This is a genomic window from Candidatus Nomurabacteria bacterium, assembly GCA_023898465.1.
In the GTDB taxonomy this organism is placed as follows: Bacteria; Patescibacteriota; Patescibacteriia; order HK-STAS-PATE-3; family HK-STAS-PATE-3; genus HK-STAS-PATE-3.
The window spans coordinates 401,673-424,728 of the sequence record CP060223.1; the positions used below are offsets into that span (position 1 = coordinate 401,673).

Genomic DNA, 23,056 nt, shown 5'->3' on the forward strand with positions numbered 1-23,056 from the left:
ATTATGATAAATCTGACGGAGTGCGAACTAGCGCTTTTGCCACTGCGGTGCACGTCGAGCACGCTTCAGACCTGGCTTCTTACGCTCCTTCACGCGGGCGTCACGAGTAAGCCACCCAGCTTGTTTGAGAGCTTTACGATGCTCAGGGTCAGCCACGAGCAGGACGCGAGCAATGCCATGTCGAACTGCTTCAGCCTGACTGTGCTTACCACCACCCTGCACTTTTACGGTGTAAGCAAAGCGCTCATCAGCTGCAACAAGATCAATCGGTGATTTCACGATGGTATGCAATTCCGGTTCTGGGAAGTACTCATTCAGTGGCTTTTCATTCACTGTAATCTCCCCTACACCACCGGCTAAGCGGCGGACGCGAGCGACTGCGGTCTTACGTCGACCCACAGCATATAAGTAGTCTCGCTTCTTTGGTGCAGATTTTTTAGGTGCAACACCACGAGCTTTTCGTTCTCGGGCAACCTTTTGCTTTACCGTTGTCTTGCTTGTAGCCATAACTCGTTAAACTATATGAAGATTCTTAAGTAGCTTTGCTTGAAGTCGATTCTTAGGCAGCATACGGCGGACCGCATCACGCAATACCTTTTCAGGAGATTTTGTAAATGCTTGACGCAGGGTTTGTTGCTTTAAATTACCAGTGTAGCCGGTATGCTTGTAGATTATCTTGTTATCCAGTTTATTCCCGCTAAAACTCACCTCGTTAAGGTTTTTTACAGTAACCTGAACAGGTGCAACCAGGTTTGGTTGATATGTTGCCTTATGCTTGCCTTGGAGATAGCGCGCGATTTCAGATGACATCCGTCCAAAGGTTTTGCCTTTAGCATCAAGCGTAATATGTTCGATTTGCATTTCCTTTGTCATACGCTTATTCAACAAATTCTAAACTGACAATTGCAGCACCATCACCTTGGCGCTGACCAAGTTTGATAATTCGAGTGTAGCCACCATTGCGCTTGGCAAAACGTGGGCCGACTTTGGTGAGTAGCTTATTCGCATTGCGTTCGTTACCAAGCAGAGAAATTAGGCGTCGGCGCTGTGCTAGGCTAGAAGTTTTACTGGCAGTAACCAGCTTTTCTACAAAGGGCTTAATATATTTTGCCCTTGCTTCTGTGGTCGTGATCCGCTCATGCAGAATAAAACTATTTGCCAAGGCCTTTTTCAAAGCTTCTCGGTTAGCCTTTGGGCGATTAAGTTTTTTTGTCGTTAATCGATGCCGCATGGACTTATTTGCTTTCCTTAACCTCTTCTTCTGCTTCCTCAGCTACTTCTTCTTTTTCAGCTTCCTTCTCAGCGAGAGGTGCTTTTAACAAGTCAAAGTGAGCAAAGAGTACTTCGGCAGCATCACGGAAGGCTTGTTCAGGGTCAATAGTTCCATCAGTGGTAATATCCAGCTTCAACTTATCGAAGTTTGTCATTTGACCAACACGAACGTGCTCAGTTGAGAAGTTGACTGTGCGTACAGGTGTGTAAATAGCGTCGATAGCAATTTGACCGATTTCACGCTCTTCTTTTTCTCGTGTTTCAACTGGAATGTAGCCACGACCAGGAGCAACTCGTGCCTCTAGTTCAAATTCAGCATCTTTATCGGTTAAGGTGGCAATCACCTGTGAACCATTTACGATTTCTACCTGACTTGGAACAGTGAAATCTTTCGCTTTTACCACTTTGTCACCCTTTACCTTCAGGGTAATGGTCATTGGTTCGTCGCCTTGGAGCTTCAAGCGAACTGATTTGAGATTCAAAATAATGGTAACCACATCCTCTTTCACATTTGGAAGAGTGGTAAATTCATGATCAGCACCCTTAATTTTGACGTCTGTAATTGCAGCGCCAGGGAGTGAGCTTAAGAGCACGCGTCGCATAGCATTACCCAGAGTTGTACCGTAGCCTGGATAGCACGGGGTAACCGTGATGGTAGCGCTCTGAGCGTCTTTGCGCTCGACGTCGATGCTTGATGGAAGAGGAATGTTCTCCATAATCGTGTGAGGGTAAAAAACGGAACTAATTATCGTGAATAAAATTCGACGATCTGTGGCATTTCGATGCCAAGCTTCAAATCGTCCTCAGCCGGCAGTCGCTCTACACGGCCTTCAAGTTTATCTACATCTTGAGTAAGCCAAGATGGCAAAGTAGTATTTTTGGTAAGGAGTTTTTTCACATCCTGCCAATAGGCTGATTCTTTGCGGTTTTCATGTACGCTGATAAGGTCATTCACTTTTACTTCGTAGGAAGGAATAGTGAGTTTGCGACCGTTTACCAAGAAATGTCCGTGACTGATTAACTGACGAGCAGTGTCACGACTTGGCGCAAAACCAAGGCGGAAAACAACATTATCGAGACGGGTTTCTAAAAGCTGCAATAGAATTTCACCAGTATTACCTTGCTTGCGGATTGCTCGTTCGTAATATTTAACGAATTGACGCTCTAAGAGACGATAAATCGCCTTTGCCTTTTGCTTCTCGCGTAGCTGAGTGCCGTAGGCTGAAACACGGCGATTCACACGTTGTCCGTGCATTCCTGGTGGATAATTTCGCTTTACCAGGATTTTTGACTTGATGCCGATATCTGCACCGGCTCGTCGAGATTGCTTTGCTTTAGGTGAGAGATTGCGTGCCATATTAGACTCTGCGTACTTTACGTGGACGACAGCCGTTATGTGGGGTTGGGGTGATGTCCTTGATGGAGTTGATGGTGAAACCTTGGGCGCTTAAGGCTCGGATAGCAGCCTCACGACCAGAACCAATACCCTTCACAAAAACGTCAAGCGTTTTTAAGCCGGTGTCGCGTACTTTTTCAGTAACATTTCGCACAATAATTCCAGCTGCGTATGGGGTAGCCTTTTTCGGGCCCTTAAATCCAGCCATTCCGGATGATCCCCAGGCTAATGCGTTACCGCTTCCATCAGTCAAAGTGACAATGGTGTTGTTATAGCTGGCTTGAATATGAGCTTGTCCATGTGTGACAAACTTCTTTTTCTTCTTTTTCTTACCTCGAGAAGATTTCACCGCTGGCGCAGCCGAAGTACTTGCTTCAGTGCTTTCAGCGACTTTTTCCTCTTTCTGTTCTGCTTGTGTTGCTTCTTCGCTCATAGTTTATGTCTTTTCAGCTGCTGGTTTGCGACCTGAACCCATCGTACGTCGGACGTTACCGCGAACTGTACGTGAATTTGTCTTGGTTCGTTGCCCGTGGACTGGTAAGCCCTTTGAGTGGCGGGATCCACGATACGCGCCAATATCCTTTAAACGCTTAATATTTGCGCTAATTTCACGACGAAGTTCACCTTCGACGCGGAATTCTTTTTCAATAAATTCGCGGAGTGTATTTGTCTGCTGCTCATCAAGGGCTTGCGTGCGCAAATCATTGCTAATTTTAGCCATTTCAAGAATTTTTTTGGCACGAGTCCGACCAATACCGTAAATGTAGGTCAGAGCAATTTCAATGCGTTTGTTGTTTGGGAGTGTTACTCCAGCGATACGAACAGCCATAATTATCCTTGACGTTGCTTATGTCGTGGGTTTTCACATATCACGACAAGTCGCTTCTTTCTACGAATTAAGCGACATTTTAAACACATTTTTTTTACTGATGGACGTACTTTCATTAGTGTCGATAGGTAATGCGACCCTTGGTTAAATCGTATGGCGTCATTTCAAGTGTCACCGAATCGCCTGGTACAATACGAATTTTGAACATTCGCATACGGCCAGACAGGTGGGCAAGCACTTCTTTGCCGTTTTCGAGCTCCACCCGAAACATTGCGTTTGGAAGTTGCTCGGTTACGGTGCCGATCAGCTCAATAAAACCCTTTTTATTTTCGCTGACATTGAGTTGTTTCTTTGGGTCTTTCGCCAAAATAGAAAGTTGAACTAGGCGTTGTTATTGTGCACGCCTAACCCTGGTAAAAGCATCAGATCTATTTCCAGATACGTCAGGGTCAATCACAAAGTCGTGCACACTGGCGCAACTATAACGGATGTGGCTTTTCTCGTCAAGAGTAAGCATGTTTTCTTACATATTGAATATATTTGGCTAATATTAGCAAAAAGACAAAGACTCCTGCCCGGAACTCGATTCGAGCGCATCAATGAGTTCTCGCCTGTATGCAATGTCCCAGACTTGTGGAGTACAGCGCCTCTCAACTCTGAAACTGGAAAAATATGACTTGTCGCGAGCTTTTGATGACAGTCCGAGCAGGAGCCTTTGCCCAAGTGCAACAATACAAGGCTCTGCTGATGCAGCTACCTTGTAAAAAACACTCCTTGTGACAACGTGTACTCCCCTGCTTCCTTAAGCTAAGTGTACGCCGCTATCTTGTCATGTCAAGCATTTTCCCGAACTTCCAGTTCGTCAAAGCCGGTTTCTTCGCTAAATACACGCTGGTACTCCACATCCTCAAATATGCCAATAACAATTTCGGCGGTAAATTTTACCTTACAACCATCGCGCAAGTGTCCACCTATGACATTTCCTTCCTTGTCGGATATAGACACATGAATGTGACACCCCTTTGATGAGATTGTTCCGGTGCCGGAAACAATTTCAAATGGACCATCCCATTCTTTCACTGCTTGGTTGTTTGCCTCGGATCCCGCCATACGCAGGACAGCATTTTCTAGACCACCTACGATGGAGAGTAAAACACCAGCCGAAACATTTTGCGTCCGCGCTTCAATCTCTTCTTTAAGGAGTTGTCCTGGCCGTAAACGAAAAGTAAGTTGTTTCATAGTACTTGAATTAACTCTATCACACCGCTAAGTAGATTACTTTCGCCGAGAGCATCGTCTCTATTAAACCAGCGTACCTCCGCCACTTTTTTGTCTTTGGCCACTGGCGTGCCTGATTCGAGGCGGCATTCATACGGGATAAGAATTACTTGCCAATCCACACCCTCATTTGTTCGCCACATTTTGGTTTGAACAAGCGGAAGTAAACGAGTAATGCTTACTTCACAATCAATTTCTTCCTTTATTTCGCGATGAAGTGCTTGTTCAACTGTTTCATTTACTTCAATCTTTCCACCAGGAAATTCCCACTTGGCATCAGCCTCTGGAATAAGCTTATCAATTCGGCGTTGTAATAAAAGTTCACCGTTTTCGTTTGTAATGAGTCCGACAACGATGATAATTTGCTTAACGTTATTTACGCTTGCATTCATGTTAGTTCATTACGGATTTCCATCCAGATTTTACCAATCATATTCAGGCCTGTTTTTTGAGGTCCGTTACCCCAAAAATCATCGACAGGAGAGTTCTCAATAATTTCTTTATCACCTGTTTTCTTAAGAACCTCCATTACATCAGGATTTTGATTTACCTTAGCGCAAAAAATTTCCTTCATAATGCGCACTTTTTCAGAATGCCACTCCTTGTATATTTTTTCTTTATGTTTTTGTGCAAGTCGGTGAGCCATTTCCGGACTTCGTGAAGCAAGTATTTCTTGTTTGACTTCAGGGTAGTCGCGAAATTTTTGCCATTGATATGCGTGCTCAGCAGTAGGAAAGCTTTGTCCCCATATGTCAATTCTATGGGCTGAAAAAGAATCGAAAACATGAAAGGCTGGAGTAAAAAAATATATTTCATCCCCGCTTTCCATATTTAGATCTTTACTTGAGCTTGGATACATATACTAGAATACTATTTTATAAAACCGAACAGCTGAACTTTATTTCTAGTAGAGTTTGTATTTATGCCCCGTGACACTTTTTATACTTTTTGCCTGAACCGCAAGGACAAAGGTCGTTACGACCCACTTTTGGTAAGGCGTTTGTGGTTTCTTGCGCGCTTGGTGCTTTTGCAGCCGGAGTATTTGGGTCTGATGGTGAAAAAGCCGACTTAGCATCTTGTTGCACCTTAGCCGGCGCGGTCATAGTAAGTACTCGTCGCTGCATTGGAGTTGCTTGCGCAATATTCTGCGTCTGAGACATGCGGAAGAGGGTGAAAACTATGGAATTGTTTACTGAGTCAATGAGTTGCGTAAACATGCCATACGCCTCTTTTTTGTATTCCACTAGAGGATCGCGCTGTCCATAGCCACGCAAGCCAATTCCTTGGCGCAATCGGGTCATGTTGTCGAGGTGCTCAATCCAAAGCGTATCAATAGAGCGTAAAGCTACTCCTCGCTCTACTTGGCGCATCCTCTCAACGCTAATATGTTCCTCAATGCGGGCGTACTCTGTTTGCGCTAAATCAACTAAGTAGTGAATGATAGCTTGTCGCGCCGCTGCATCCGCAGCAGTATCCCCTGCTTGGGCACGTAATTCATCAAGCTTAATTCTTTTTTCAATGGCAATTGGAAACATGGAATCCACAATTTCGTATATTTCTTCAATATCCCAGGCGTGCTCATCCTCAGAAGCGGTGTGAAAAGAAACTGCTTTAGTAATCTCTTCCTCAATCGATTTCAGTACGATTTCGCGTAATTTTTCCGGCTCAGCTGACAGGTATTCGTTTCGCTTGCGATAAATGACTTCGCGATGTTTATTCATCACGTCATCGTATTCAACTAAATGCTTACGAATATCAAAATTATGACCTTCAACTTTTTTCTGCGCTTGCTCGATTGATCTGGAGATAAGCTTATTTTCGATTGGCATATCCTCAGGCAAGCCAAGACGTTCCATAATACTCTTCATGCGATCAGAGCCGAAGATGCGCATGAGATCATCATCCATGCAGACAAAAAATTGTGTCGAACCTGGATCGCCCTGACGCCCGGCTCGCCCGCGGAGCTGATTGTCAATCCGACGTGATTCGTGTCGCTCAGTGCCGATAACGTGCAGACCGCCAACTGAACGTACAAATTCAGCTTCCTGCTCTTGATAAGGCGCTCCACCGAGGATAATGTCGACGCCGCGACCTGCCATGTTTGTTGCAACGGTGACCGCACCTTTGCGGCCGGCTTGTGCTAAAATCGCCGCTTCTTTTTCGTGGTTTTTTGCGTTCAATACCTCGTGCGGAATCCCTTCGCGCTTGAGTAATTCACCTAAAATTTCATTCTTTTCAATCGATATAGTGCCGAGCAACACTGGTTGTCCCAGCTCATGACGGCGCTTTACTTCTCGCACGACGGAAAGAAACTTCCCTTTTTCGTTTTTATAAATACTGTCAGGCAGGTCAACGCGGGCTAAGGGTTTATTTGTTGGAATAGTTACAACCTCGAGCTCGTATATTTTTGAAAACTCTTCCGCTTCAGTCATTGCTGTGCCAGTCATACCGCTTAACTTATCGTAAAGTCGGAAGAGGTTTTGGAAAGAAATGGTAGCGAGGGTTTCGCTTTCCTTCTTAATCTCCACTCGTTCTTTTGCTTCAATGGCCTGATGCAAGCCCTCAGAATAACGGCGGCCAAACATTAAACGACCAGTAAATTCATCGACAATAACCACCTCACCATCTTTTACCACGTAATCTTTATCTCGTTGGAATAATGCGTGCGCTTTTAGAGCTTGTTCAACTCGATGAACTGTCTCAATTCCACCCGCCTCATACATATTTTCAATATGCAAAGCTTGTTCAATTTTAGCGATTCCTCCCTCGGTTAAGGTGGCGCTACGCATTTTCTCATCAACGTTATAGTCAGCTCCTTCGCTTAGGCGTTGGACTAAGTCAGCATAACGATAATTTTCTTCACCAGAATCTTCAGCAGGGGCGGAAATGATAAGCGGAGTGCGAGCTTCGTCAATTAAGATGGAATCAACTTCGTCGACAATGGCGTAATGTAATGCCCGCTGTACTTTCAACGAGGCATCCGGCACCATATTATCGCGCAGATAATCAAAGCCAAATTCATTATTAGTTCCATAAGTGATATCAGCTGCGTACGCGTCTTTACGCTGAACTGGTCGCAAATTATTCCATTGCGGATCATCTGATTGAAACTCAGGGTCGTAAAGAAACGCAGCCTCGTGCTGAATAGAGGCCACGCTGAGGCCTAGGGCGTGGTAAACCGGGCCCATCCACTGTGCATCACGTTTGGCGAGGTAGTCATTTACCGTAACCACATGTACGCCTTTACCGCTGAGAGCATTTAATGTTACCGGTAAAGTGGCAACTAGGGTTTTTCCTTCACCAGTTTTCATTTCAGCAATCATGCCCTTATGAAGGACCATGCCACCAATTAACTGCACATCAAAATGGCGCATGCCAAGTTTTCGCTTGGCCGTTTCTCTGACTATCGCAAAAACCTCAACCAAAAACTTTTCCGCAGTAGGTGTTTCCTGCTCTCGGAGCTCGGATTGAATTTCTTGCACGCGCTGCAAAATAGCGGCATCGTCCATGCCTTGTATCTTCGCCTCTAGCGCCGAAATCTCGTCAACTGTCTTCTGCAGTGACTTCACGGTGCGGGCGTTTGCATCTCCAAACAATTTCGTCAAAACCGACATAATCGTGCGAACCGTACTCTACCCCGCTGAGCAGGTTCTGTAAAGGTATTAGTTGTTAATGGCGCTTTCTCAATTGAGTTTCAAGCATATCTTGGACAATATCAATTGCCGCGTAGAAGTCCTCATGCTCAGTCTCTGCGTAGATATCTGGTCCAGAAACCTGCATTTGGGCTTTTACGGTGCAAATTTTGCCGTGACGATGATGAAAATTACGCTCGAAAGTAAGAGAAAGCTGCGTAATATCCTTCGCATACTTTTCTAAACGCTGCATCTTATCTTCCGCATATTCACGCAGCGCGTCAGTTGTGTCGATATTTTGTCCGTGGATGATTATATTCATACTAGAATCCAATATACCGTATTTCCTCACGGAGTTGAACCCCATAAGAATCACGGATTTGCTGTTTAATGTAGCTAATGAGCATAACTATATGTTCGGCTTTTGCTTCTCCGGTGTTCACAATGAAATTTGCATGCTGGGTAGACACTTGAGCGCCTCCGATTTCCTTACCTTTTAGTCCGGCTTGATCAATGAGTCGACCAGCTGACTGGCCAGGAGGATTGGTGAAAATACAGCCAGCCGAAGCGTTTTTTAGTGGTTGCACTTCCTTTTTTCGAAGCAAGTTTTCGTTTATTCGACTGCGGATTGCCACCGGATCGTCACTTTGCAATGGAAACCAAGCTCGTAAAACCACACCGCCCTGTTGTTTAAATACGCTTGTACGGTAGGCAAAGGCGCATTCTTCCGGGGTAAAAAGCTTTACCGTACCACCTGTATCAAGTCCCTCAACCTTACTACTCTTATTTCCCAGTCCATATTCCGAATTTCCGGCATTGCCAAATATCCCACCACCCACAGTACCCGGTATGCCGGCTAGGAATTCCATACCACTTAAGCCATGCTGCGCTGCGCTGTTCATAAGTAAACTGAGTGGAACGTCAGCCTCTGCTTCTAAAACACTATCCTCAAGTAAAGTAATTTGCTTTCCACCTGATCGAATAACCACCCCATCAAAACCCTGATCAGAAATAAGCACATTTGCCCCAGAGCCTAGGACAATAAAAGGAAGTGCTAATTCCTGAACTGCACGTAATAAGGAAAGAAACTCTTGCGCGGTCTGTGGGTGATAAAACAACTTTGCGGGACCACCTACTTTAAAATACGTGTAGGGTGCTAATATCTCGTTCTCTTTCCCGTTTGGGAAGCGGCGTAATAGCTCTTGTAGCTTATCTTGCATTGTCGTGTTGCTCCTTAGCTAAGATTTTTTGCATAAGGGCGTGCACTGAACCAGCACCCAAGCAAAGCACAACCGCATTACTTGAAATGTGAGTATGGAGTGACTTATCTAAGACCTCTTCAGTGTCACAAAGTTCTACATTTTTCTTTTTCTCCTGCAATTGAGCATACAAATCTTCCAAGGTAAAAACGTTTGCTTTATTTTGTTCGCGACCAAGTACTTCGTAGGTGTGATATAAGAGTATCGTATCAGCTGGTACAAGTGCTTCAGTGAATGCTGAGCCAAAGGCGTTTAATCTTTGTTGTTGGTGCGGCTGAAATACCACGATGAGTTTTTTATCAGGAAATATCTGCTTGGCAGCTTGTAGTGTCGCGGCAATTTCCGTGGGATGATGGGCATAATCGGAAATAAACTCAGTCCCAAAATACGTCCCTAAATGTTGGAAGCGTCGTTCTATGCCTTGTAAGCGAGAAAAGCCAAGCTCTATCGCTTCCTTTTTGACTCCTAGGTGCTGTGCAACGGCAATAGCGCCCAGCGCGTTGCTTATCATATGCTCGCCAGGAAGCGGCACGTGAATAGTTCCGAATTCGGATGAGACAAGCGTACTACCATTTATGTCGTGTGAAATCTGTAGATCTTGCTTTGCGTTATTTAAGCTGAACCAATGCGCTCGATCACGAATATGCTGAGGTAGTTGCTGAATGCCTGGATCGTCGGCATTTAAAAAGTATGTACCTTTCGTTTGTCCTAAAAACTGGGTGAAAGTATCAAGAACATCCTCAAAATGAGCATAGGTATCAACGTGATCATGCTCAATATTTGTGACAACACTTATTTCTGGATGATAGTTAAGAAATGAACGATTAAACTCATCTGCTTCCAACACAAGATATTTTCCCTTTCCAGCCCGGAAATTGCCGCCCCAGTTTTTTACGCGACTGCCTACTACAACGATTGGATCAAGCTGAGCAGCCTCGAGTAGCATACCAAGAAAAGTAGTTGTGCTTGTTTTACCATGCGTTCCACTGACGGCAATTACCTGAAGCCCCTCACTCATTTGCGCTAAGGCCTCTGGATAGCTTAACACAGGGATATTTTTCCTTGCCGCTTCCTGACGTTCTGGATGTGTCACTGCTATTGCCGGACTATACAGCACAACTTCGCTTGCTTCCGGCAAATGCGATTCACCTATGCGCACCTCAATTTTTTCATCACGGAGTTGACGTATATTATCTGAGTCAGCTGCATCGCTGCCGCTCACGCTGATTCCCTCGCTGCGAAGCCAACGGGCAAGTGCGCTAATACCTATGCCACCGATGCCTATGCAATGCACATGTTTTGCTTTGAGAAGCTTCATTATTCTACCTTCCCAGTAATTCGTAAAATTTCCTGAGCAATTTTTTTTGTTGCATCTGGACGAGCAAGTTGCTGCATATGCATAGCTAACTCGCTTCGAACATCGGCATTACTCATGAGTTGCTCAACTTCAGCCAAGAGTCTGCTGGCCTGCAAGGATTGTTCAGGGAGGACTTTAATAGCGTCGTGTAATTTAAAATACTCAGCATTTCTCACTTGATGAGATCCTGGAATTGGCACGATGATACTTGGTTTTCCTAGGAGTGACAACTCGGTTAAGGTTGATAATCCAGCACGACTGATGACAATGTCAGCTACAGCGTACGCATGAGGCATTTCAACCGTAAGAAACTCATAGGTGTGGTAGTTTGGATGCGGCACGCTAAATCCACCCTTCCCCTTACCGGTGAGATGGAGAATTTGAAAATGTTCAAGCAAGCGAAGTGAGGCTGAAGCGATAAGTTGGTTTAAACGCAGTGCACCAGTGCCGCCGCCCATAACTACAATAGTTGGTAAATTACTTCGCAGATTGAACAGCGACCGCGCTTCCTCAACGCTTCCTTTTAGTATCTCTTTTCGGTATGGATTTCCGGTTACGAGTGCTTTAGATGTTTCGAGTTGTTGTCGCGTCTCTTCAAAACCAAGTGTGAGTCGGCTGACGCTCGGCAGAACAAGTTTATTTGCTAAACCAAGGTCAATATCAAGCTGATGCGCAAGACTAGGGATGCGTAACATTCTACCCGCCCACATAACTGGCACACTTACAAAGCTACCCGTACCTACGATAATATCCGGCTTCAAATCTCTTAAACGTGCCAAGGACTGCATCGTACCGCCAGCAATTTTAAAGAGATCAAAAAAGTTATGGAATGAGAAGTATCTTCGGAGCTTTCCCGCATGAATACTGGTAAATTCAATTCCACTTTGCTCTACTAATTCTCGCTCAGGGCCATCATCAGTGCCGATAAAAGTGAAACGAATTTTAGGGTCTTGCGCTTGTAATTCTTCTGCAATTGCTAAGAGACTGGTTACTGAACCGCCTGTTCCCCCGCCTGTTAACACTACATGCAAGGACTTCATAGTGATCGAAAAGATTTAACTTCTTTTTTTTGGCGACTAATGCTGAGCAGTATACCTGCGGCGGCTAAGTTGATAACTAAAGCAGTACCACCGTAGCTCACAAAAGGCAAAGGAATGCCAGTCAAAGGTAGGATTCCTGAAAGCGCACCGATATTTACAAAGGCCTGCAAACCAAGCCAGGCGGTAATACCTGCGGCGAGTAACCTACCAAAGTCGTCAGGGGCTTGTCGGGCAGTTTGAAAACCGCGGTAAATAAGGAAGGCAAACACTGCGAGAAGTGCGACCACCATGAGGAAGCCAAGCTCTTCAGCAATAACGGCAAAAATCGAGTCACCAGCAGCCTCAGGAAGATAATTAAACTTTTGCCTAGAATGTCCAAGTCCAACACCAAAGATGCCACCTGTCCCAATAGCCAGAAGTGCTTGATTAATGTGATAGCCGATTCCCTGCGGATCAAGGGCTGGGTTAAGAAAAACAGTTAATCGAGCAGCCCGGTACGGTGCAATTTTGATAAAAATGGCAAAAAGCGAAACAGCTATGGCCGTGATCCAAGCAAAGTGCTTAGCCGGAGCGCCAGCTACAAAATAGACAATAACCGCAATAAGTCCAATGACGGTCATGGTTCCTAGGTCTGGCTGAGCCATAACGAGTAATGTGATAATTCCCAGGATAACCATAAATGGGACAAAGCTATATATCGGTTCTCGAAATCCTTCTCGTCGCTTTTCTAACCAAGAGGCTAGGTAAACTAAGAAGGCTAATTTAACAAGCTCGGTAGGCTGAAACTGCACGCCTAAATTAATCCATCGACGAGCGCCGAGGTATTCTTCTCCAATTCCAGGAACAAAAACCATGATGAGAAAAACTATACTGAGGAAAAGCAAAAGTACGGCAAACTTTTTCCATAAATGATAATCAAGCCGCTGAATAATAAAGAAACCAGCCAGGCCGAGGACGGCGCTGATAATTTGCCGTCGAAGTAAGGCATTCGAATCACCATATTGCTGAAAAGAAATCACCGAGGAGGCTGAGGAAAGCATGATCAGACCAAAGAGAACTAAACCAACAATGGTGATAAGTAATGCGTAGTCAGCTTGTCGTAATTGATGGCGCATTAGTGCTTCTTTAGTAAGTGATGGACCGCTTTTCGAAAAGCATCGCCTCGGGCGTACGCATTAGTAAAGCTCGTGAAGCTGGCAGCAGCTGGAGAAAGTAAAACACTTCCCTTTTTTGTAAGAAGCTTGTTCGCAACATGCACTGCAGTGGGCATAGTATCAACCGGGCCATGCACTTTGGTGTAAGAAATATGTCGCAAACGCTCATGTAATTTTTCACTTGCTGGACCAGGCAAAAGTACTACATGGGCAATTTCCTGCTTAATTTTTTGCGCCAAAACGCTGAAATCTAGACCTTTATCACTTCCCCCGGCAATCAGCACCCTTGGTTTAGGAAATGCGTCTAAGGCTGCTAGTACAGCCTCTGGCGTTGTTGCTGTTGTATCGTTGATGTAGGTTATTCCCTTTACTTTTGCAATTACTTCTTGGCGGTTTTTTACTCCTTGGAAGCTGCGTAATCCTTTGCTGATTTTCGCACTCGGTACACGCAGTGCATCGGCAACCGCGATTGCCGCTAATGCATTCATTTGTGAGTGTTGACCGGGTAGTTGCAGATCATTGAGTTGAGCCAGTGTACGAGTCCCTGATCCGGGTGCTAGAAAAGCTTTTTGGCTCAAGCGGTAAATATTTTTTCCTTTTTTGGAGGCGCTGTACCATTGCACTGGTACCTTTGCCTTACGCAAAATTATTTTCAGCAGTTCATTATCTTGATTTGCAATAAGCACGTCACCCTTTTTCTGAAAAGCGGTCAGGAGTGATTTTGCCTGAATGTAGGCTTGCATGTTGGGATAATGATCTAGGTGATCCGGATAAATATTTGTGAAAACCGCCAGATGAGGACTCCACCCTAAATGAGCAACTGATTCCAACATCCAACTCGAGAGTTCAAGTACTACTGGATCATTTTCCTTAATCTTAAAAAGGAAATTTAACGGCGATACTCCAATATTTCCACCTAAAAAGACATTTGCATACTGTGTCTGCAGTAAAGTGGCAATTAAAGACGTGGTAGTTGATTTGCCGCGCGTTCCAGTAACGCCAATAGTGAGTTTTGATGGGCAATGCTGCACAAAAAAACTGATGTCGCTTTCTGTGGCAATGTTCTTTTTCCGTGCCGCTTGAAGAAAGGGTGAATCCTGCTGTACTACAGGGTTATAGATAACCAGATCCGTTTGTGTAAAATCACGCAGCTCATGTTTGCCAAATACATAGCGCGGCTTAAATTTCTGTAGCGCTTTTTTTGCAGCCTGGAAATGAGCAGGTGACTTTTCGTCAGTCACCGTTACTTTTGCACCAAGCTCACTAAAAAATTTCACCGAGGACCAGCCACTCCCCTGTTGAAACTGCCCTAAACCCATGACAGTCACGCGTTTTCCAGCCCACTCTTTCTTAAGTGCTTTACGTAAATCAGTTGCCTTTGTCAGCATTTTATTGGACAAAGAGATAGAAGCTTAATCCTAATACAGCCATAACTGCAGTAAGTACCCAGAAACGCATTACAATCTTTGTTTCAGGCCAACCAATTGCTTCGAAATGGTGATGCAGGGGGGTGGAAAGAAAGACTTTTTTCTTTCGAATCTTTTTTGAGCTTAATTGGATGATGACGGAAAGCGCCTCAGCAACAAACACAAAGCCAATAATTGGCAAAATGTATACAGCGTTAGTAAGTATTGCCACTATTGCGAGTGTGGTACCAAGCGACATTGATCCCGTATCGCCCATGAAAAAGCGGGCCGGGTGGATATTAAACCAAAGAAATGCAAGTAAGGCCCCGGAAATAACTGCGCAAAATGTTGCCAAATCAACACTACCCTGGCTAAAGGCAATTAGTCCGAAAACCGCAAAACAAGCAAGAAGCGTGCCGCCAGCCAAACCATCCAGCCCATCCGTTTCATTTACCGAAAATGACGTTGCCACAATCAGGAACACGATAATCGGTGCAAACCACCAGCCCAGGTCATAGTTCCCAAGAAAAGGAACATACATAGTGGTCCAATCAAGCTTAGCAACAAACCACCAGGCGCCAACAATAGCGATGGCGGTATAAATAATGAGCTTGTGCCGGACGCGTAATCCACCTCCATTTGCGCCCATTTTACGCACATTATAGTAATCATCTAGCAACCCAACTAGTGCGGTAGCGATTAATGCACCGAGAGGTAAAAGGGTTTCTGAACGAGTAAGGAAATTGAGCTGTTTAAAGAAATCAAAGTCGCTTAAGAGTGCTATCCAAGCAATAACTAGCGCAATAACTAAAGTAGTTACCCAGATAAGCATCCCACCCATAGTAGGGGTGCCTGACTTAGCTTGGTGCATTTTTGCGTAAATCGGTGCAGAATCTTCGCTTCGAATTTGCTTACCTAACTTGTGACGATAGAGAAAGCTTGTCAGAAGTGGTGTCCAAAGTATCGTAACAATAAAAGCAAGTGTCGCGAGCGAGAAAACTTTGAGTACGGAAAAAGTATCGTGAAACATTTAAAAGAAGTTATAAAGCAAAAATCCTGTGCTGAGTGTAAGCATCACTTGTAGTAAAAACGCTCCACTCATAAGCACATCGGGCACAATTCGTTCGCGTCGAAAAAGAACACTAAAAAGAAAGTGCAAGAGAATAACAAGTAGCCCGATCGCGGGCATGTAGAAGAGCTGCTCCCATTGGCCGATTCTATCTATACCTAGCACAGTGCTATAATGCAGCGGCACAAAGTCGTCACTTGATTGGGCAAAGCGATATATAGCCAGCCAAATCGCTATATTGAGCAAAAAGCTAAGCAACAGAAAAAGAGTTGCCCAACGATTTTTCCCAAATAATCGGATATTCGTTAGTATAGGAGAAAGTATTGGAACCATATGCAGGCAAGCTCACACAAATATCGCATAGCGCTGATAGGCGTGCTCCTCATCGTTGCGATCTTACAAATCTTTGGCGCTCTAGGTGATTCGCAAACAATTGATGAAGGCGCCCACCTTGCCAGTGGTTATTCCTATTGGAAAACTGGCGATTTTCGTTTAAATCCCGAGCATCCCCCTCTCAGTAAGATGCTATCTAGCGCACCGCTTTTACTGCTAAATCTGCAATTTCCAAGCGATGCACAAAGCTGGATCGATGCTAATCAATGGGACTTTGCTCGTGATTTTTTATACCATAATTTAGCTAATCCGCAAAGCCTCTTCTTTCTCGGTCGACTACCCATCATCGGACTCTTTTTGCTTTTGATCGCAGTTTTCTATTTCTTCTGCGAAAAACTTTTTTCACCGAGGGCCAGTCTTTTAGCGAGTATACTTTTTTCACTTGATCCAACCCTGCTTGCCCACGGCAGACTGATCACAACGGACGTGAGTCTTACTGCTTTTTATTTTTTCAGCACTATTGCTTTACTTGGATTTGTACAAAAACCAAATCTGCGACGCTTTTTCCTTTTTGCCTTTACTTTTACTATTGCTCAACTGGTGAAGTTCTCTGCACTTTTTCTATGGCCAATTTTTCTTACCTTAGTGCTCATTGCTCTCTTTATCAAAAAATACAACCGTAGCTACATTAGTGAAAAATTTACCGCAAAGCGAGCTTTATTGTTATTACTTGGTCTTATACTTTTGTTTGCAATAAGCACATGGACAATATATGGTTTCGAGCTGCGAACGATTAGCACTATACCAAGTGTTGAGGGGTATTATGATCTAGTTGATATGAAGGGCTTTGAAGAGGCTTCCGGGGCACTTGTTGGTATCCCTTTTTGGGAAAATGTGCTTAATCCTACACATTCATCGTCTCAATCCATACGAAATTTTGTTCATACCGTGCCAATCCCCGCCCTCCACTACTTTGACGGTATTATGGAGCTGGCATTGCATAATTATTATGGTCACGGCACGTATTTATTAGGAAAAACCTCTAATTTAGGCTGGTGGTATTACTTCCCCATCGCCCTTATTATTAAACTACCAGCAGTAATTTTGTTGCTCTTCCTGCTTTTCTTGTTTTGGCAAGCTCGTCAAGCTTGGCTACAAGTACAGACGAGCGCGGAAACACACCCCTTTTTCACTAGGGTGTGGCACTTTTTCCGCTCACGTAGTTTTTTAAGTTACTTGCTAGTTTTACCGCCGCTCATATATTTCCTCGTAAGTCTCACAAGTCATATTAATCTTGGCGTTCGGCATCTCTTACCTATCTTTCCTTTTATTTATCTTGCTGTTGCATTTATGCTGGATCGAGTGTTGCTGAGATTTTTTTATGGAAAAATAATTACCGGGATACTTTTTGGCATAGTACTGATTATGGCTGTACTTACCTACCCAAATCATCTTTCGTATTTTAGTGAGATAGTCGGCGGTGAACGTAATGGGCCAAAATATTTACTTGATTCAAACCTTGATTGGGGTCAGGGGTATTATGATCTCAAAGAATATATGGATGAGAAGCAGATCGACGCAATCCGCGGCGTATTTTTCTTCTCTGGTGATCTCGATGTCTTAGGCATTCACCTTCTCCATCTGCCCACGAATGACGAAGTTGCGCAACAGGGTGCTCCATCTGGAATTTTAGCCATAGACGTTGGCACATTAGCGAATCCGGATTACCCATACACTTGGCTTTGGCAGTATCAACCGGTGAAAAAAATTCGCGGATCAATATTTATCTACGAGCTACCTTAATTTACTTTACGTTTCAGCACTTCTCTGGTATAATCAAAAGCGCAAAATCTAAACACAAGAGGTACTTAGGGGGTCAGGGGGATGTCACACGAAGAAAAACTCAAAGAAGCGCTGACGAAAGGAAAAATACTCAGCGTAGAACAAGTAGAAAAAGCCACGCTCGACGCTCGTAATAAGAACGCCGATCTTCGTGATTGGTTAGTGCAAGAAAATCTAGTTTCCGAGGCGATTTTATATGAAGCTTTAGCAAAAACCTACAAGCTTCCTTTTGTTGACCTGAAAAACCAAGTAGTTCGCGGAGATGTTTTGCACTTAATCCCCGAGCCTTTTGTGCAGATGCATAACGTTGTGGCTTATGATCGAAGCGGCGAAGTACTTAAAGTTGCCATGCTTGATCCAGATGACCTACAGATTACTGAGTTCCTAAAACGCCGCATCCAGCAGCGTATAGAAATTGCGATTACCACACCGAGTAGTATTCGGGAAATACTAAAACAGTATCATCGTGGACTTCGAGCGGAGTTTAAAGACATTACCAAGGTTGATGAGAAAGATGTTAGCTCGGAAAAGGACCTAAAAAAGCTTGCTGAAGACCTGCCAGTTGTACGGATTGTTGATACCTTACTCGAATACGCGATTTTTGAAGGCGCTTCTGATATTCACATCGAGCCGACTGAGCACGATACCATAGTACGCTATAGAGTTGATGGTATTTTGCGCGAAGTAATGACCCTGCCGAAAACAATACATAATGGCGTGGTAGCTCGCGTAAAAATCTTGTCAGATCTCAAAATTGACGAGCACCGTTTACCACAAGACGGTCGTTTTAAAATAAATACTGACGATCACAAAGTTTCCTTTCGTGTCTCCATTTTACCTGTGTATGATGGTGAAAAAATCGTCTTACGTATTCTGCACGAGTCAGCTCAGGTACTTACTCTTGAGCAGCTCGGTCTGCAGCAAAGTGCGTTAGAGCTTGTTAAGGCAAATATTAAAAAACCGCACGGCATGATTCTGGTGACCGGACCGACTGGGTCAGGAAAAACCACCACGCTTTATACGATTCTCAACATATTAAATACGCCCAAGGTAAATATTTCCACTGTCGAGGATCCTATTGAATATCGCATGCCCCGGGTAAATCAAACCCAGGCCAACTCTCGAATCGGTTTAACTTTTGCTAATGGTTTACGTGCTCTGCTGCGTCAGGATCCGAATATCATCATGGTTGGTGAAATTCGCGATAATGAGACTGCCAATATGGCGACACAGGCTGCTCTAACTGGACACTTAGTACTCTCCACTCTGCACACCAATGATGCGGTTACCGCACTTCCCCGTCTCATTGAAATGGATGTGCCAACTTTCTTAATCGCCTCAACCACAAACGTCGTGATTGCACAACGTTTAGTAAGAAAAATTTGCCTAAACTGTATTGAGAGCTACACCTTAACCAAGAAATCTATCGAGGAGCTAGAAAAGCAAATTAATGTTGAATTTATCCTCAAAGCATTGCAAGCCGAGGGAGTTATTATGTCGAATAAGCAGTCCTTTGATGAATTACTTTTCTATCGAGGGAAAGGATGTAAACAATGCAATTCTGAAGGTTATAAGGGTCGTATAGGTATCTACGAGGTGCTGCAGGTATCTGATACTATTTCACGACTGATCATGGAGCAAGCAACGGCTGATCAAATACGCAAAGCAGCAATTGAGGAAGGCATGTTGCTTATGGTGCAAGACGGATTTATTAAGGCAAAAATGGGACTTACTACTATTGAAGAGGTGCTTCGAGTTACTAAGGAATAGTCATGTCGATTTTTACGTATACTGGAGTAAAAGCGGGTAAAAAGGTAAAAGGCAGCGTTGTTGCTGATACTCAAGAGCAAGCAAAGGCGCAAATTGAGACCAAGGGCTTGCAAATCAATGGCTTGAAAGAAGAAGCGCCTAAATCAGGTGTAATGGATAGGCTTTTGAACCGAGTTTCGATTGTTCAGAAGCTTTTTTTCACACAAAACCTTGAGGTAATGATACGTACGGGCTTTTCTCTTAGTCTTGCCCTGCAAACTCTCGCGCAGCAAATTAGCAATAAGCGCTTTCAGTGGATTATTGCGCAGATGACCAGCGATGTCCGGTCTGGAAAAACCTTTGCCTCAGCCCTAGAAAAGCACAAAGATGTGTTTAGTGAAGTTTTTGTGAGCATGATTGCAACTGGTGAATCGAGCGGTAAATTGCAGGAGGTCCTGAAACGACTTGCGGTGCAGCTAAAGAAAGATCATTTGCTTGTTGCAAAGGTAAAAAACGCGCTCACCTATCCTGTTATTGTCGTGGTTGCTATGGTCGCAATAGGCATAGCGGTAACTGTCTTTGTTGTACCTAAATTGGTCACTGTTTTTGAGGAAAGTAATGTAGAACTTCCACTTCCGACAAAAATTCTCATCACAACAAGCGACGTATTGATTCATTACGGATATCTCATCGCAATTGGCGTAGCACTCGCCGTTGTCGGATTTTTACGCCTCCTAAAGCTGAATAAAGTGCGCTATACCATGGATCGGCTTATTTTGAAGTTACCCATAGCTGGTCAAATAGTGAAAAAAATTCACTTGGCTCAACTTACTCGTACTCTCTCTTCACTACTTGAGACTGATATACATATTGTTGAGAGCTTTCAAATTATTGCTCGGACAATGTCAAACAGTCAGTATCGCTTAGCCATAGAACAAGCAGCTGAAAAACTAAAAACTGGCTCAACAATTGCTACTGTGCTTGGCGAGCATCCTGATTTATTTACCCCGATTCTCATACAAATGGTAACAGTTGGAGAACAAAGTGGATCTCTTGATCAAATCGCCAACGAGGTTGCTGACTTCTATGAATCAGATGTAGATGACACGATGAGTAATTTATCGACTATCATTGAGCCAATACTCATGCTCTTGCTGGGTGGCGCGGTCGCGCTTCTCGCGGTGTCGATTATTCTCCCCATCTATCAACTCACCGAAGCCATTTGAAGTCAGCGCGAACAAAAAACAAAAAAACTCCTAAAGGCTTCACTCTGATTGAGGCTTTGGTTGGCTTAGGCATACTTTCTATTATTCTTGCGGCCGTTTTGAGTATGTATTACTCAAATTTACAAGCCCTTGGCATTGCGCGCGCCCGACTAACTGCTTCTAGCTTAGCAAGTGAGGAAATTGAAATCATCGAAAATCTTCCTTACGCAGATGTCGGCACAACAACTGGCTGGCCTCTCGGTGTGCTGCCTAGCTCTCGACAAGTGAATCGTAATGGTCTGACATTTACGGTTAGTGTGTACCCTAAATACGTTGACGATCCTTTTGACGGAGATGCATTTGGCACTGTGGCGGGTAAACCTACTGATACGCAACCGAGCGACTATAAATTTGTCGAGGTGAGGGTTTGCTGGAGCCATTATCCGTGCAACACGCCTGTCAGTTTAAGCACGCAAATTGTACCGAATGGTGTTGAAACAGATGACGGTACTGGATCTCTCTTCATTGAAGTATTAAACGCCCAAGGTCAAGCAGTGGGTCAGGCTGATGTAAACGTAGTAAATACAACCACCGTTCCAGTAATAAACATTAGCAGCAGCACTGGAACGAATGGGCGCTTACTTTTATCCTCTCTCCCCCCTGCCCTAGACAGCTATCAAATTACAGTTTCAAAAACAGGCCATAACAGTGACTATACGGTTACGCCGAGTGTAGCTAATCCCAATCCTACTCGACCTGATACGTCAATTATTGCTGGTGATGTAACTGAATCAACCTTCTTTTTGGACCATACGGCAAATCTCGAGCTTTACACTGTAGATGACACATGCACGGCGGTTTCAAATGTGCAGCTGAACCTCCGTGGTGCTTGGTTGGACGGCACATCACCTGATGTATATCGCTATGATCAAGCACATACCACGGACGCGCTAGGACATTTGAGTTTGTCGGATTTGCAATGGGATTATTACACGCAGCTAATTGATCCAAGTGAAGGACTGGATGTCGCCGGAACAACGATTAGTCAGCCTTATAATGTATTACCAAGTAGTAATCAGACGGTTTACGTCCATCTCGTACCCGATTCAGCAAATACCCTACTCATCACAGTGAGAGAGGCAGGCACTGCAACACCTCTCTCCGATGCAAGTGTACACGTAGAAGATGGCGTTGACTTTGACGAAACAAAAACGACTGGACAAGGCACCTTAACGCAAAGTGACTGGTCAGGTGGATCAGGTCAAGCCGACTATAGTGACGAAACAATGTACTTTAGTCAGGATGGAAATATTGACGACACAAACGCGGGAGATATTACCCTTGTACAAGATCCCGGCAACGGAAATTTTAGTGAAGATTTTACCACTGACGTATACAAGGATCCGGTAACTAGCACAGCTAACTGGGATACGGTGAGTAATCGCGGCGAGCTTAGTTTCGACTTAGGAAATTATCAAAGTCCCGGCACTCTAGCATCGCTACAGCTTAACAGTGAGGAAGGTATTATCACGAGCGCCACGCTCACTGTTACCGAAGAGCTAAATAGTCAGTCAATTAGTTACGAGCTATCGGCCGATGGTGGTGCACACTTTGAGGCGGTTACTCCTGGGATAAATCACACCTTCAGCACCCAGGGCACTGACTTACGCTGGCGAGCAACTCTTAGTACCACAAATACAAGTGTGACTCCTCGAATTTTAGATCTTTCCCTGAGTTATAATTATTTAGCGTATCGAGTAAGTGGAACACTCATCTCTTCTACTTTTAATTTTGGACCGGATAGTGCGTTTGATAATATAATTTGGGCTCCACTTGCACAGCCGAGCGAGGTTGGTAGCACAAGTGTAAAATTTCAAATTGCCACAAACACTGATAATGCAACATGGAACTATGTAGGCCCTGATGGTACTGCAGGCACATATTACACGACCAGTGGTGACTCACTGTGGTCTGGTCATACCGGTGACCAGTATTTGCGCTATCAAGTTATACTGAGCACGGCTAATCAAAGCGCTTCTCCAACACTGAGCTCCATATCATTGGTGCATAGCGCTGGTTGTATTCCTCCGGGACAGGTATTTTTTAGCAGTCTCGATCCAGATACCTATCAAATAACCGTTGATAGAAGCGGGTATCAGCAATTTCTTTCCTCAGTCGATGTGTCCGGCGATACCGTATATTATGTTGACCTCGATCCATCATGATAAATAGACA

At 44.3% G+C, this 23,056-nt stretch carries 25 protein-coding genes; 4 read left to right on the forward strand and 21 right to left on the reverse strand.

Annotated elements, in window-relative coordinates:
- Nucleotides 1–27: 27 nt before the first annotated feature.
- The 21 genes from rpsI to H6760_02025 form a co-directional block, all read right to left on the reverse strand.
- The gene (gene rpsI, locus H6760_01925) at nucleotides 28–507 is read right to left on the reverse strand and encodes a 30S ribosomal protein S9 (protein USN53906.1); all 480 of its coding nucleotides are present in this window, start codon (nucleotides 505–507) and stop codon (nucleotides 28–30) included.
- 6 nt (nucleotides 508–513) lie between these two features.
- Nucleotides 514–861: a 50S ribosomal protein L13 gene (gene rplM, locus H6760_01930; GenBank protein USN53907.1), complete on the reverse strand. Its 348-nt coding sequence runs from the start codon at nucleotides 859–861 to the stop codon at nucleotides 514–516.
- 16 nt (nucleotides 862–877) lie between these two features.
- On the reverse strand, nucleotides 878–1,231 hold the full coding sequence (rplQ, locus tag H6760_01935; protein USN53908.1) for a 50S ribosomal protein L17: 354 nt from the start codon (nucleotides 1,229–1,231) through the stop codon (nucleotides 878–880).
- A 4-nt stretch (nucleotides 1,232–1,235) separates the two neighbouring features.
- Nucleotides 1,236–1,988, reverse strand: coding sequence for a DNA-directed RNA polymerase subunit alpha (locus H6760_01940; GenBank protein ID USN53909.1), 753 nt, complete (start codon nucleotides 1,986–1,988; stop codon nucleotides 1,236–1,238).
- 29 nt (nucleotides 1,989–2,017) lie between these two features.
- Nucleotides 2,018–2,629, reverse strand: coding sequence for a 30S ribosomal protein S4 (gene rpsD / locus H6760_01945; GenBank protein ID USN53910.1), 612 nt, complete (start codon nucleotides 2,627–2,629; stop codon nucleotides 2,018–2,020).
- A gap of 1 nt (nucleotide 2,630) precedes the next feature.
- On the reverse strand, nucleotides 2,631–3,101 hold the full coding sequence (gene rpsK / locus H6760_01950) for a 30S ribosomal protein S11 (protein ID USN53911.1): 471 nt from the start codon (nucleotides 3,099–3,101) through the stop codon (nucleotides 2,631–2,633).
- Between the two features lie 3 nt (nucleotides 3,102–3,104).
- The gene (rpsM, locus tag H6760_01955) at nucleotides 3,105–3,497 is read right to left on the reverse strand and encodes a 30S ribosomal protein S13 (protein USN53912.1); all 393 of its coding nucleotides are present in this window, start codon (nucleotides 3,495–3,497) and stop codon (nucleotides 3,105–3,107) included.
- 2 nt (nucleotides 3,498–3,499) lie between these two features.
- Nucleotides 3,500–3,613 (reverse strand): 50S ribosomal protein L36, encoded by a 114-nt coding sequence (gene rpmJ, locus H6760_01960; protein USN53913.1) that lies wholly within the window; start codon nucleotides 3,611–3,613, stop codon nucleotides 3,500–3,502.
- Nucleotides 3,613–3,810 carry a translation initiation factor IF-1 gene (gene infA, locus H6760_01965; protein USN54055.1) on the reverse strand — a complete coding sequence of 66 codons (198 nt, stop codon included), beginning with the start codon at nucleotides 3,808–3,810 and terminating at the stop codon, nucleotides 3,613–3,615. Before infA ends, rpmJ begins: the two co-directional genes overlap by 1 nt.
- A 521-nt stretch (nucleotides 3,811–4,331) precedes the next feature.
- On the reverse strand, nucleotides 4,332–4,736 hold the full coding sequence (locus tag H6760_01970) for a DNA-binding protein (GenBank protein USN53914.1): 405 nt from the start codon (nucleotides 4,734–4,736) through the stop codon (nucleotides 4,332–4,334).
- The gene (locus tag H6760_01975) at nucleotides 4,733–5,167 is read right to left on the reverse strand and encodes an NUDIX domain-containing protein (protein USN53915.1); all 435 of its coding nucleotides are present in this window, start codon (nucleotides 5,165–5,167) and stop codon (nucleotides 4,733–4,735) included. Before H6760_01975 ends, H6760_01970 begins: the two co-directional genes overlap by 4 nt.
- Complete coding sequence (locus H6760_01980; protein ID USN53916.1) at nucleotides 5,164–5,604, reverse strand: NADAR family protein; 441 nt, start codon at nucleotides 5,602–5,604, stop codon at nucleotides 5,164–5,166. The genes H6760_01975 and H6760_01980 overlap by 4 nt, the downstream gene beginning before the upstream one ends.
- Before the next feature lie 91 nt (nucleotides 5,605–5,695).
- A complete protein-coding gene (secA, locus tag H6760_01985) occupies nucleotides 5,696–8,392 on the reverse strand; it encodes a preprotein translocase subunit SecA (GenBank protein ID USN54056.1) in 2,697 nt (898 codons plus the stop codon).
- Between the two features lie 52 nt (nucleotides 8,393–8,444).
- Complete coding sequence (raiA, locus tag H6760_01990) at nucleotides 8,445–8,729, reverse strand: ribosome-associated translation inhibitor RaiA (GenBank protein USN53917.1); 285 nt, start codon at nucleotides 8,727–8,729, stop codon at nucleotides 8,445–8,447.
- Between the two features lies 1 nt (nucleotide 8,730).
- On the reverse strand, nucleotides 8,731–9,627 hold the full coding sequence (gene murB / locus H6760_01995) for a UDP-N-acetylmuramate dehydrogenase (protein ID USN53918.1): 897 nt from the start codon (nucleotides 9,625–9,627) through the stop codon (nucleotides 8,731–8,733).
- Nucleotides 9,617–10,984, reverse strand: coding sequence for a UDP-N-acetylmuramate--L-alanine ligase (murC, locus tag H6760_02000; GenBank protein ID USN53919.1), 1,368 nt, complete (start codon nucleotides 10,982–10,984; stop codon nucleotides 9,617–9,619). The genes murB and murC overlap by 11 nt, the downstream gene beginning before the upstream one ends.
- Complete coding sequence (gene murG / locus H6760_02005; protein ID USN53920.1) at nucleotides 10,984–12,063, reverse strand: undecaprenyldiphospho-muramoylpentapeptide beta-N-acetylglucosaminyltransferase; 1,080 nt, start codon at nucleotides 12,061–12,063, stop codon at nucleotides 10,984–10,986. The genes murC and murG overlap by 1 nt, the downstream gene beginning before the upstream one ends.
- Nucleotides 12,060–13,178 (reverse strand): putative lipid II flippase FtsW, encoded by a 1,119-nt coding sequence (ftsW, locus tag H6760_02010; protein USN53921.1) that lies wholly within the window; start codon nucleotides 13,176–13,178, stop codon nucleotides 12,060–12,062. The genes murG and ftsW overlap by 4 nt, the downstream gene beginning before the upstream one ends.
- The gene (gene murD / locus H6760_02015; protein USN53922.1) at nucleotides 13,178–14,605 is read right to left on the reverse strand and encodes a UDP-N-acetylmuramoyl-L-alanine--D-glutamate ligase; all 1,428 of its coding nucleotides are present in this window, start codon (nucleotides 14,603–14,605) and stop codon (nucleotides 13,178–13,180) included. Before murD ends, ftsW begins: the two co-directional genes overlap by 1 nt.
- Before the next feature lies 1 nt (nucleotide 14,606).
- Nucleotides 14,607–15,653: a phospho-N-acetylmuramoyl-pentapeptide-transferase gene (locus H6760_02020; protein USN53923.1), complete on the reverse strand. Its 1,047-nt coding sequence runs from the start codon at nucleotides 15,651–15,653 to the stop codon at nucleotides 14,607–14,609.
- The gene (locus H6760_02025; protein USN53924.1) at nucleotides 15,654–16,025 is read right to left on the reverse strand and encodes a hypothetical protein; all 372 of its coding nucleotides are present in this window, start codon (nucleotides 16,023–16,025) and stop codon (nucleotides 15,654–15,656) included.
- On the opposite strand from H6760_02025, the gene H6760_02030 reads away from it, so the two are divergent.
- The 4 genes from H6760_02030 (at nucleotide 16,026) to H6760_02045 (ending at nucleotide 23,046) form a co-directional block, all read left to right on the forward strand.
- Nucleotides 16,026–17,828, forward strand: coding sequence for a glycosyltransferase family 39 protein (locus tag H6760_02030; protein USN53925.1), 1,803 nt, complete (start codon nucleotides 16,026–16,028; stop codon nucleotides 17,826–17,828).
- 81 nt (nucleotides 17,829–17,909) lie between these two features.
- Nucleotides 17,910–19,637: a Flp pilus assembly complex ATPase component TadA gene (gene tadA, locus H6760_02035; GenBank protein USN53926.1), complete on the forward strand. Its 1,728-nt coding sequence runs from the start codon at nucleotides 17,910–17,912 to the stop codon at nucleotides 19,635–19,637.
- A 2-nt stretch (nucleotides 19,638–19,639) separates the two neighbouring features.
- On the forward strand, nucleotides 19,640–20,842 hold the full coding sequence (locus H6760_02040; protein USN53927.1) for a type II secretion system F family protein: 1,203 nt from the start codon (nucleotides 19,640–19,642) through the stop codon (nucleotides 20,840–20,842).
- Nucleotides 20,839–23,046, forward strand: coding sequence for a type II secretion system protein (locus H6760_02045; protein ID USN53928.1), 2,208 nt, complete (start codon nucleotides 20,839–20,841; stop codon nucleotides 23,044–23,046). Before H6760_02040 ends, H6760_02045 begins: the two co-directional genes overlap by 4 nt.
- Nucleotides 23,047–23,056 lie beyond the last annotated feature (10 nt).

Coding starts and splice junctions, on each gene's coding strand:
- rpsI (USN53906.1), bottom strand. CDS start 507: ATGGCTACAAGCAAGACAACGGTAAAGCAAAAGGTTGCCCGAGAACGA.
- rplM (USN53907.1), bottom strand. CDS start 861: ATGCAAATCGAACATATTACGCTTGATGCTAAAGGCAAAACCTTTGGA.
- rplQ (USN53908.1), bottom strand. CDS start 1,231: ATGCGGCATCGATTAACGACAAAAAAACTTAATCGCCCAAAGGCTAAC.
- H6760_01940 (USN53909.1), bottom strand. CDS start 1,988: ATGGAGAACATTCCTCTTCCATCAAGCATCGACGTCGAGCGCAAAGAC.
- rpsD (USN53910.1), bottom strand. CDS start 2,629: ATGGCACGCAATCTCTCACCTAAAGCAAAGCAATCTCGACGAGCCGGT.
- rpsK (USN53911.1), bottom strand. CDS start 3,101: ATGAGCGAAGAAGCAACACAAGCAGAACAGAAAGAGGAAAAAGTCGCT.
- rpsM (USN53912.1), bottom strand. CDS start 3,497: ATGGCTGTTCGTATCGCTGGAGTAACACTCCCAAACAACAAACGCATT.
- rpmJ (USN53913.1), bottom strand. CDS start 3,613: ATGAAAGTACGTCCATCAGTAAAAAAAATGTGTTTAAAATGTCGCTTA.
- H6760_01970 (USN53914.1), bottom strand. CDS start 4,736: ATGAAACAACTTACTTTTCGTTTACGGCCAGGACAACTCCTTAAAGAA.
- H6760_01975 (USN53915.1), bottom strand. CDS start 5,167: ATGAATGCAAGCGTAAATAACGTTAAGCAAATTATCATCGTTGTCGGA.
- H6760_01980 (USN53916.1), bottom strand. CDS start 5,604: ATGGAAAGCGGGGATGAAATATATTTTTTTACTCCAGCCTTTCATGTT.
- raiA (USN53917.1), bottom strand. CDS start 8,729: ATGAATATAATCATCCACGGACAAAATATCGACACAACTGACGCGCTG.
- murB (USN53918.1), bottom strand. CDS start 9,627: ATGCAAGATAAGCTACAAGAGCTATTACGCCGCTTCCCAAACGGGAAA.
- murC (USN53919.1), bottom strand. CDS start 10,984: ATGAAGCTTCTCAAAGCAAAACATGTGCATTGCATAGGCATCGGTGGC.
- murG (USN53920.1), bottom strand. CDS start 12,063: ATGAAGTCCTTGCATGTAGTGTTAACAGGCGGGGGAACAGGCGGTTCA.
- ftsW (USN53921.1), bottom strand. CDS start 13,178: ATGCGCCATCAATTACGACAAGCTGACTACGCATTACTTATCACCATT.
- murD (USN53922.1), bottom strand. CDS start 14,605: ATGCTGACAAAGGCAACTGATTTACGTAAAGCACTTAAGAAAGAGTGG.
- H6760_02020 (USN53923.1), bottom strand. CDS start 15,653: ATGTTTCACGATACTTTTTCCGTACTCAAAGTTTTCTCGCTCGCGACA.
- H6760_02025 (USN53924.1), bottom strand. CDS start 16,025: ATGGTTCCAATACTTTCTCCTATACTAACGAATATCCGATTATTTGGG.
- H6760_02030 (USN53925.1), top strand. CDS start 16,026: ATGCAGGCAAGCTCACACAAATATCGCATAGCGCTGATAGGCGTGCTC.
- tadA (USN53926.1), top strand. CDS start 17,910: ATGTCACACGAAGAAAAACTCAAAGAAGCGCTGACGAAAGGAAAAATA.
- H6760_02040 (USN53927.1), top strand. CDS start 19,640: ATGTCGATTTTTACGTATACTGGAGTAAAAGCGGGTAAAAAGGTAAAA.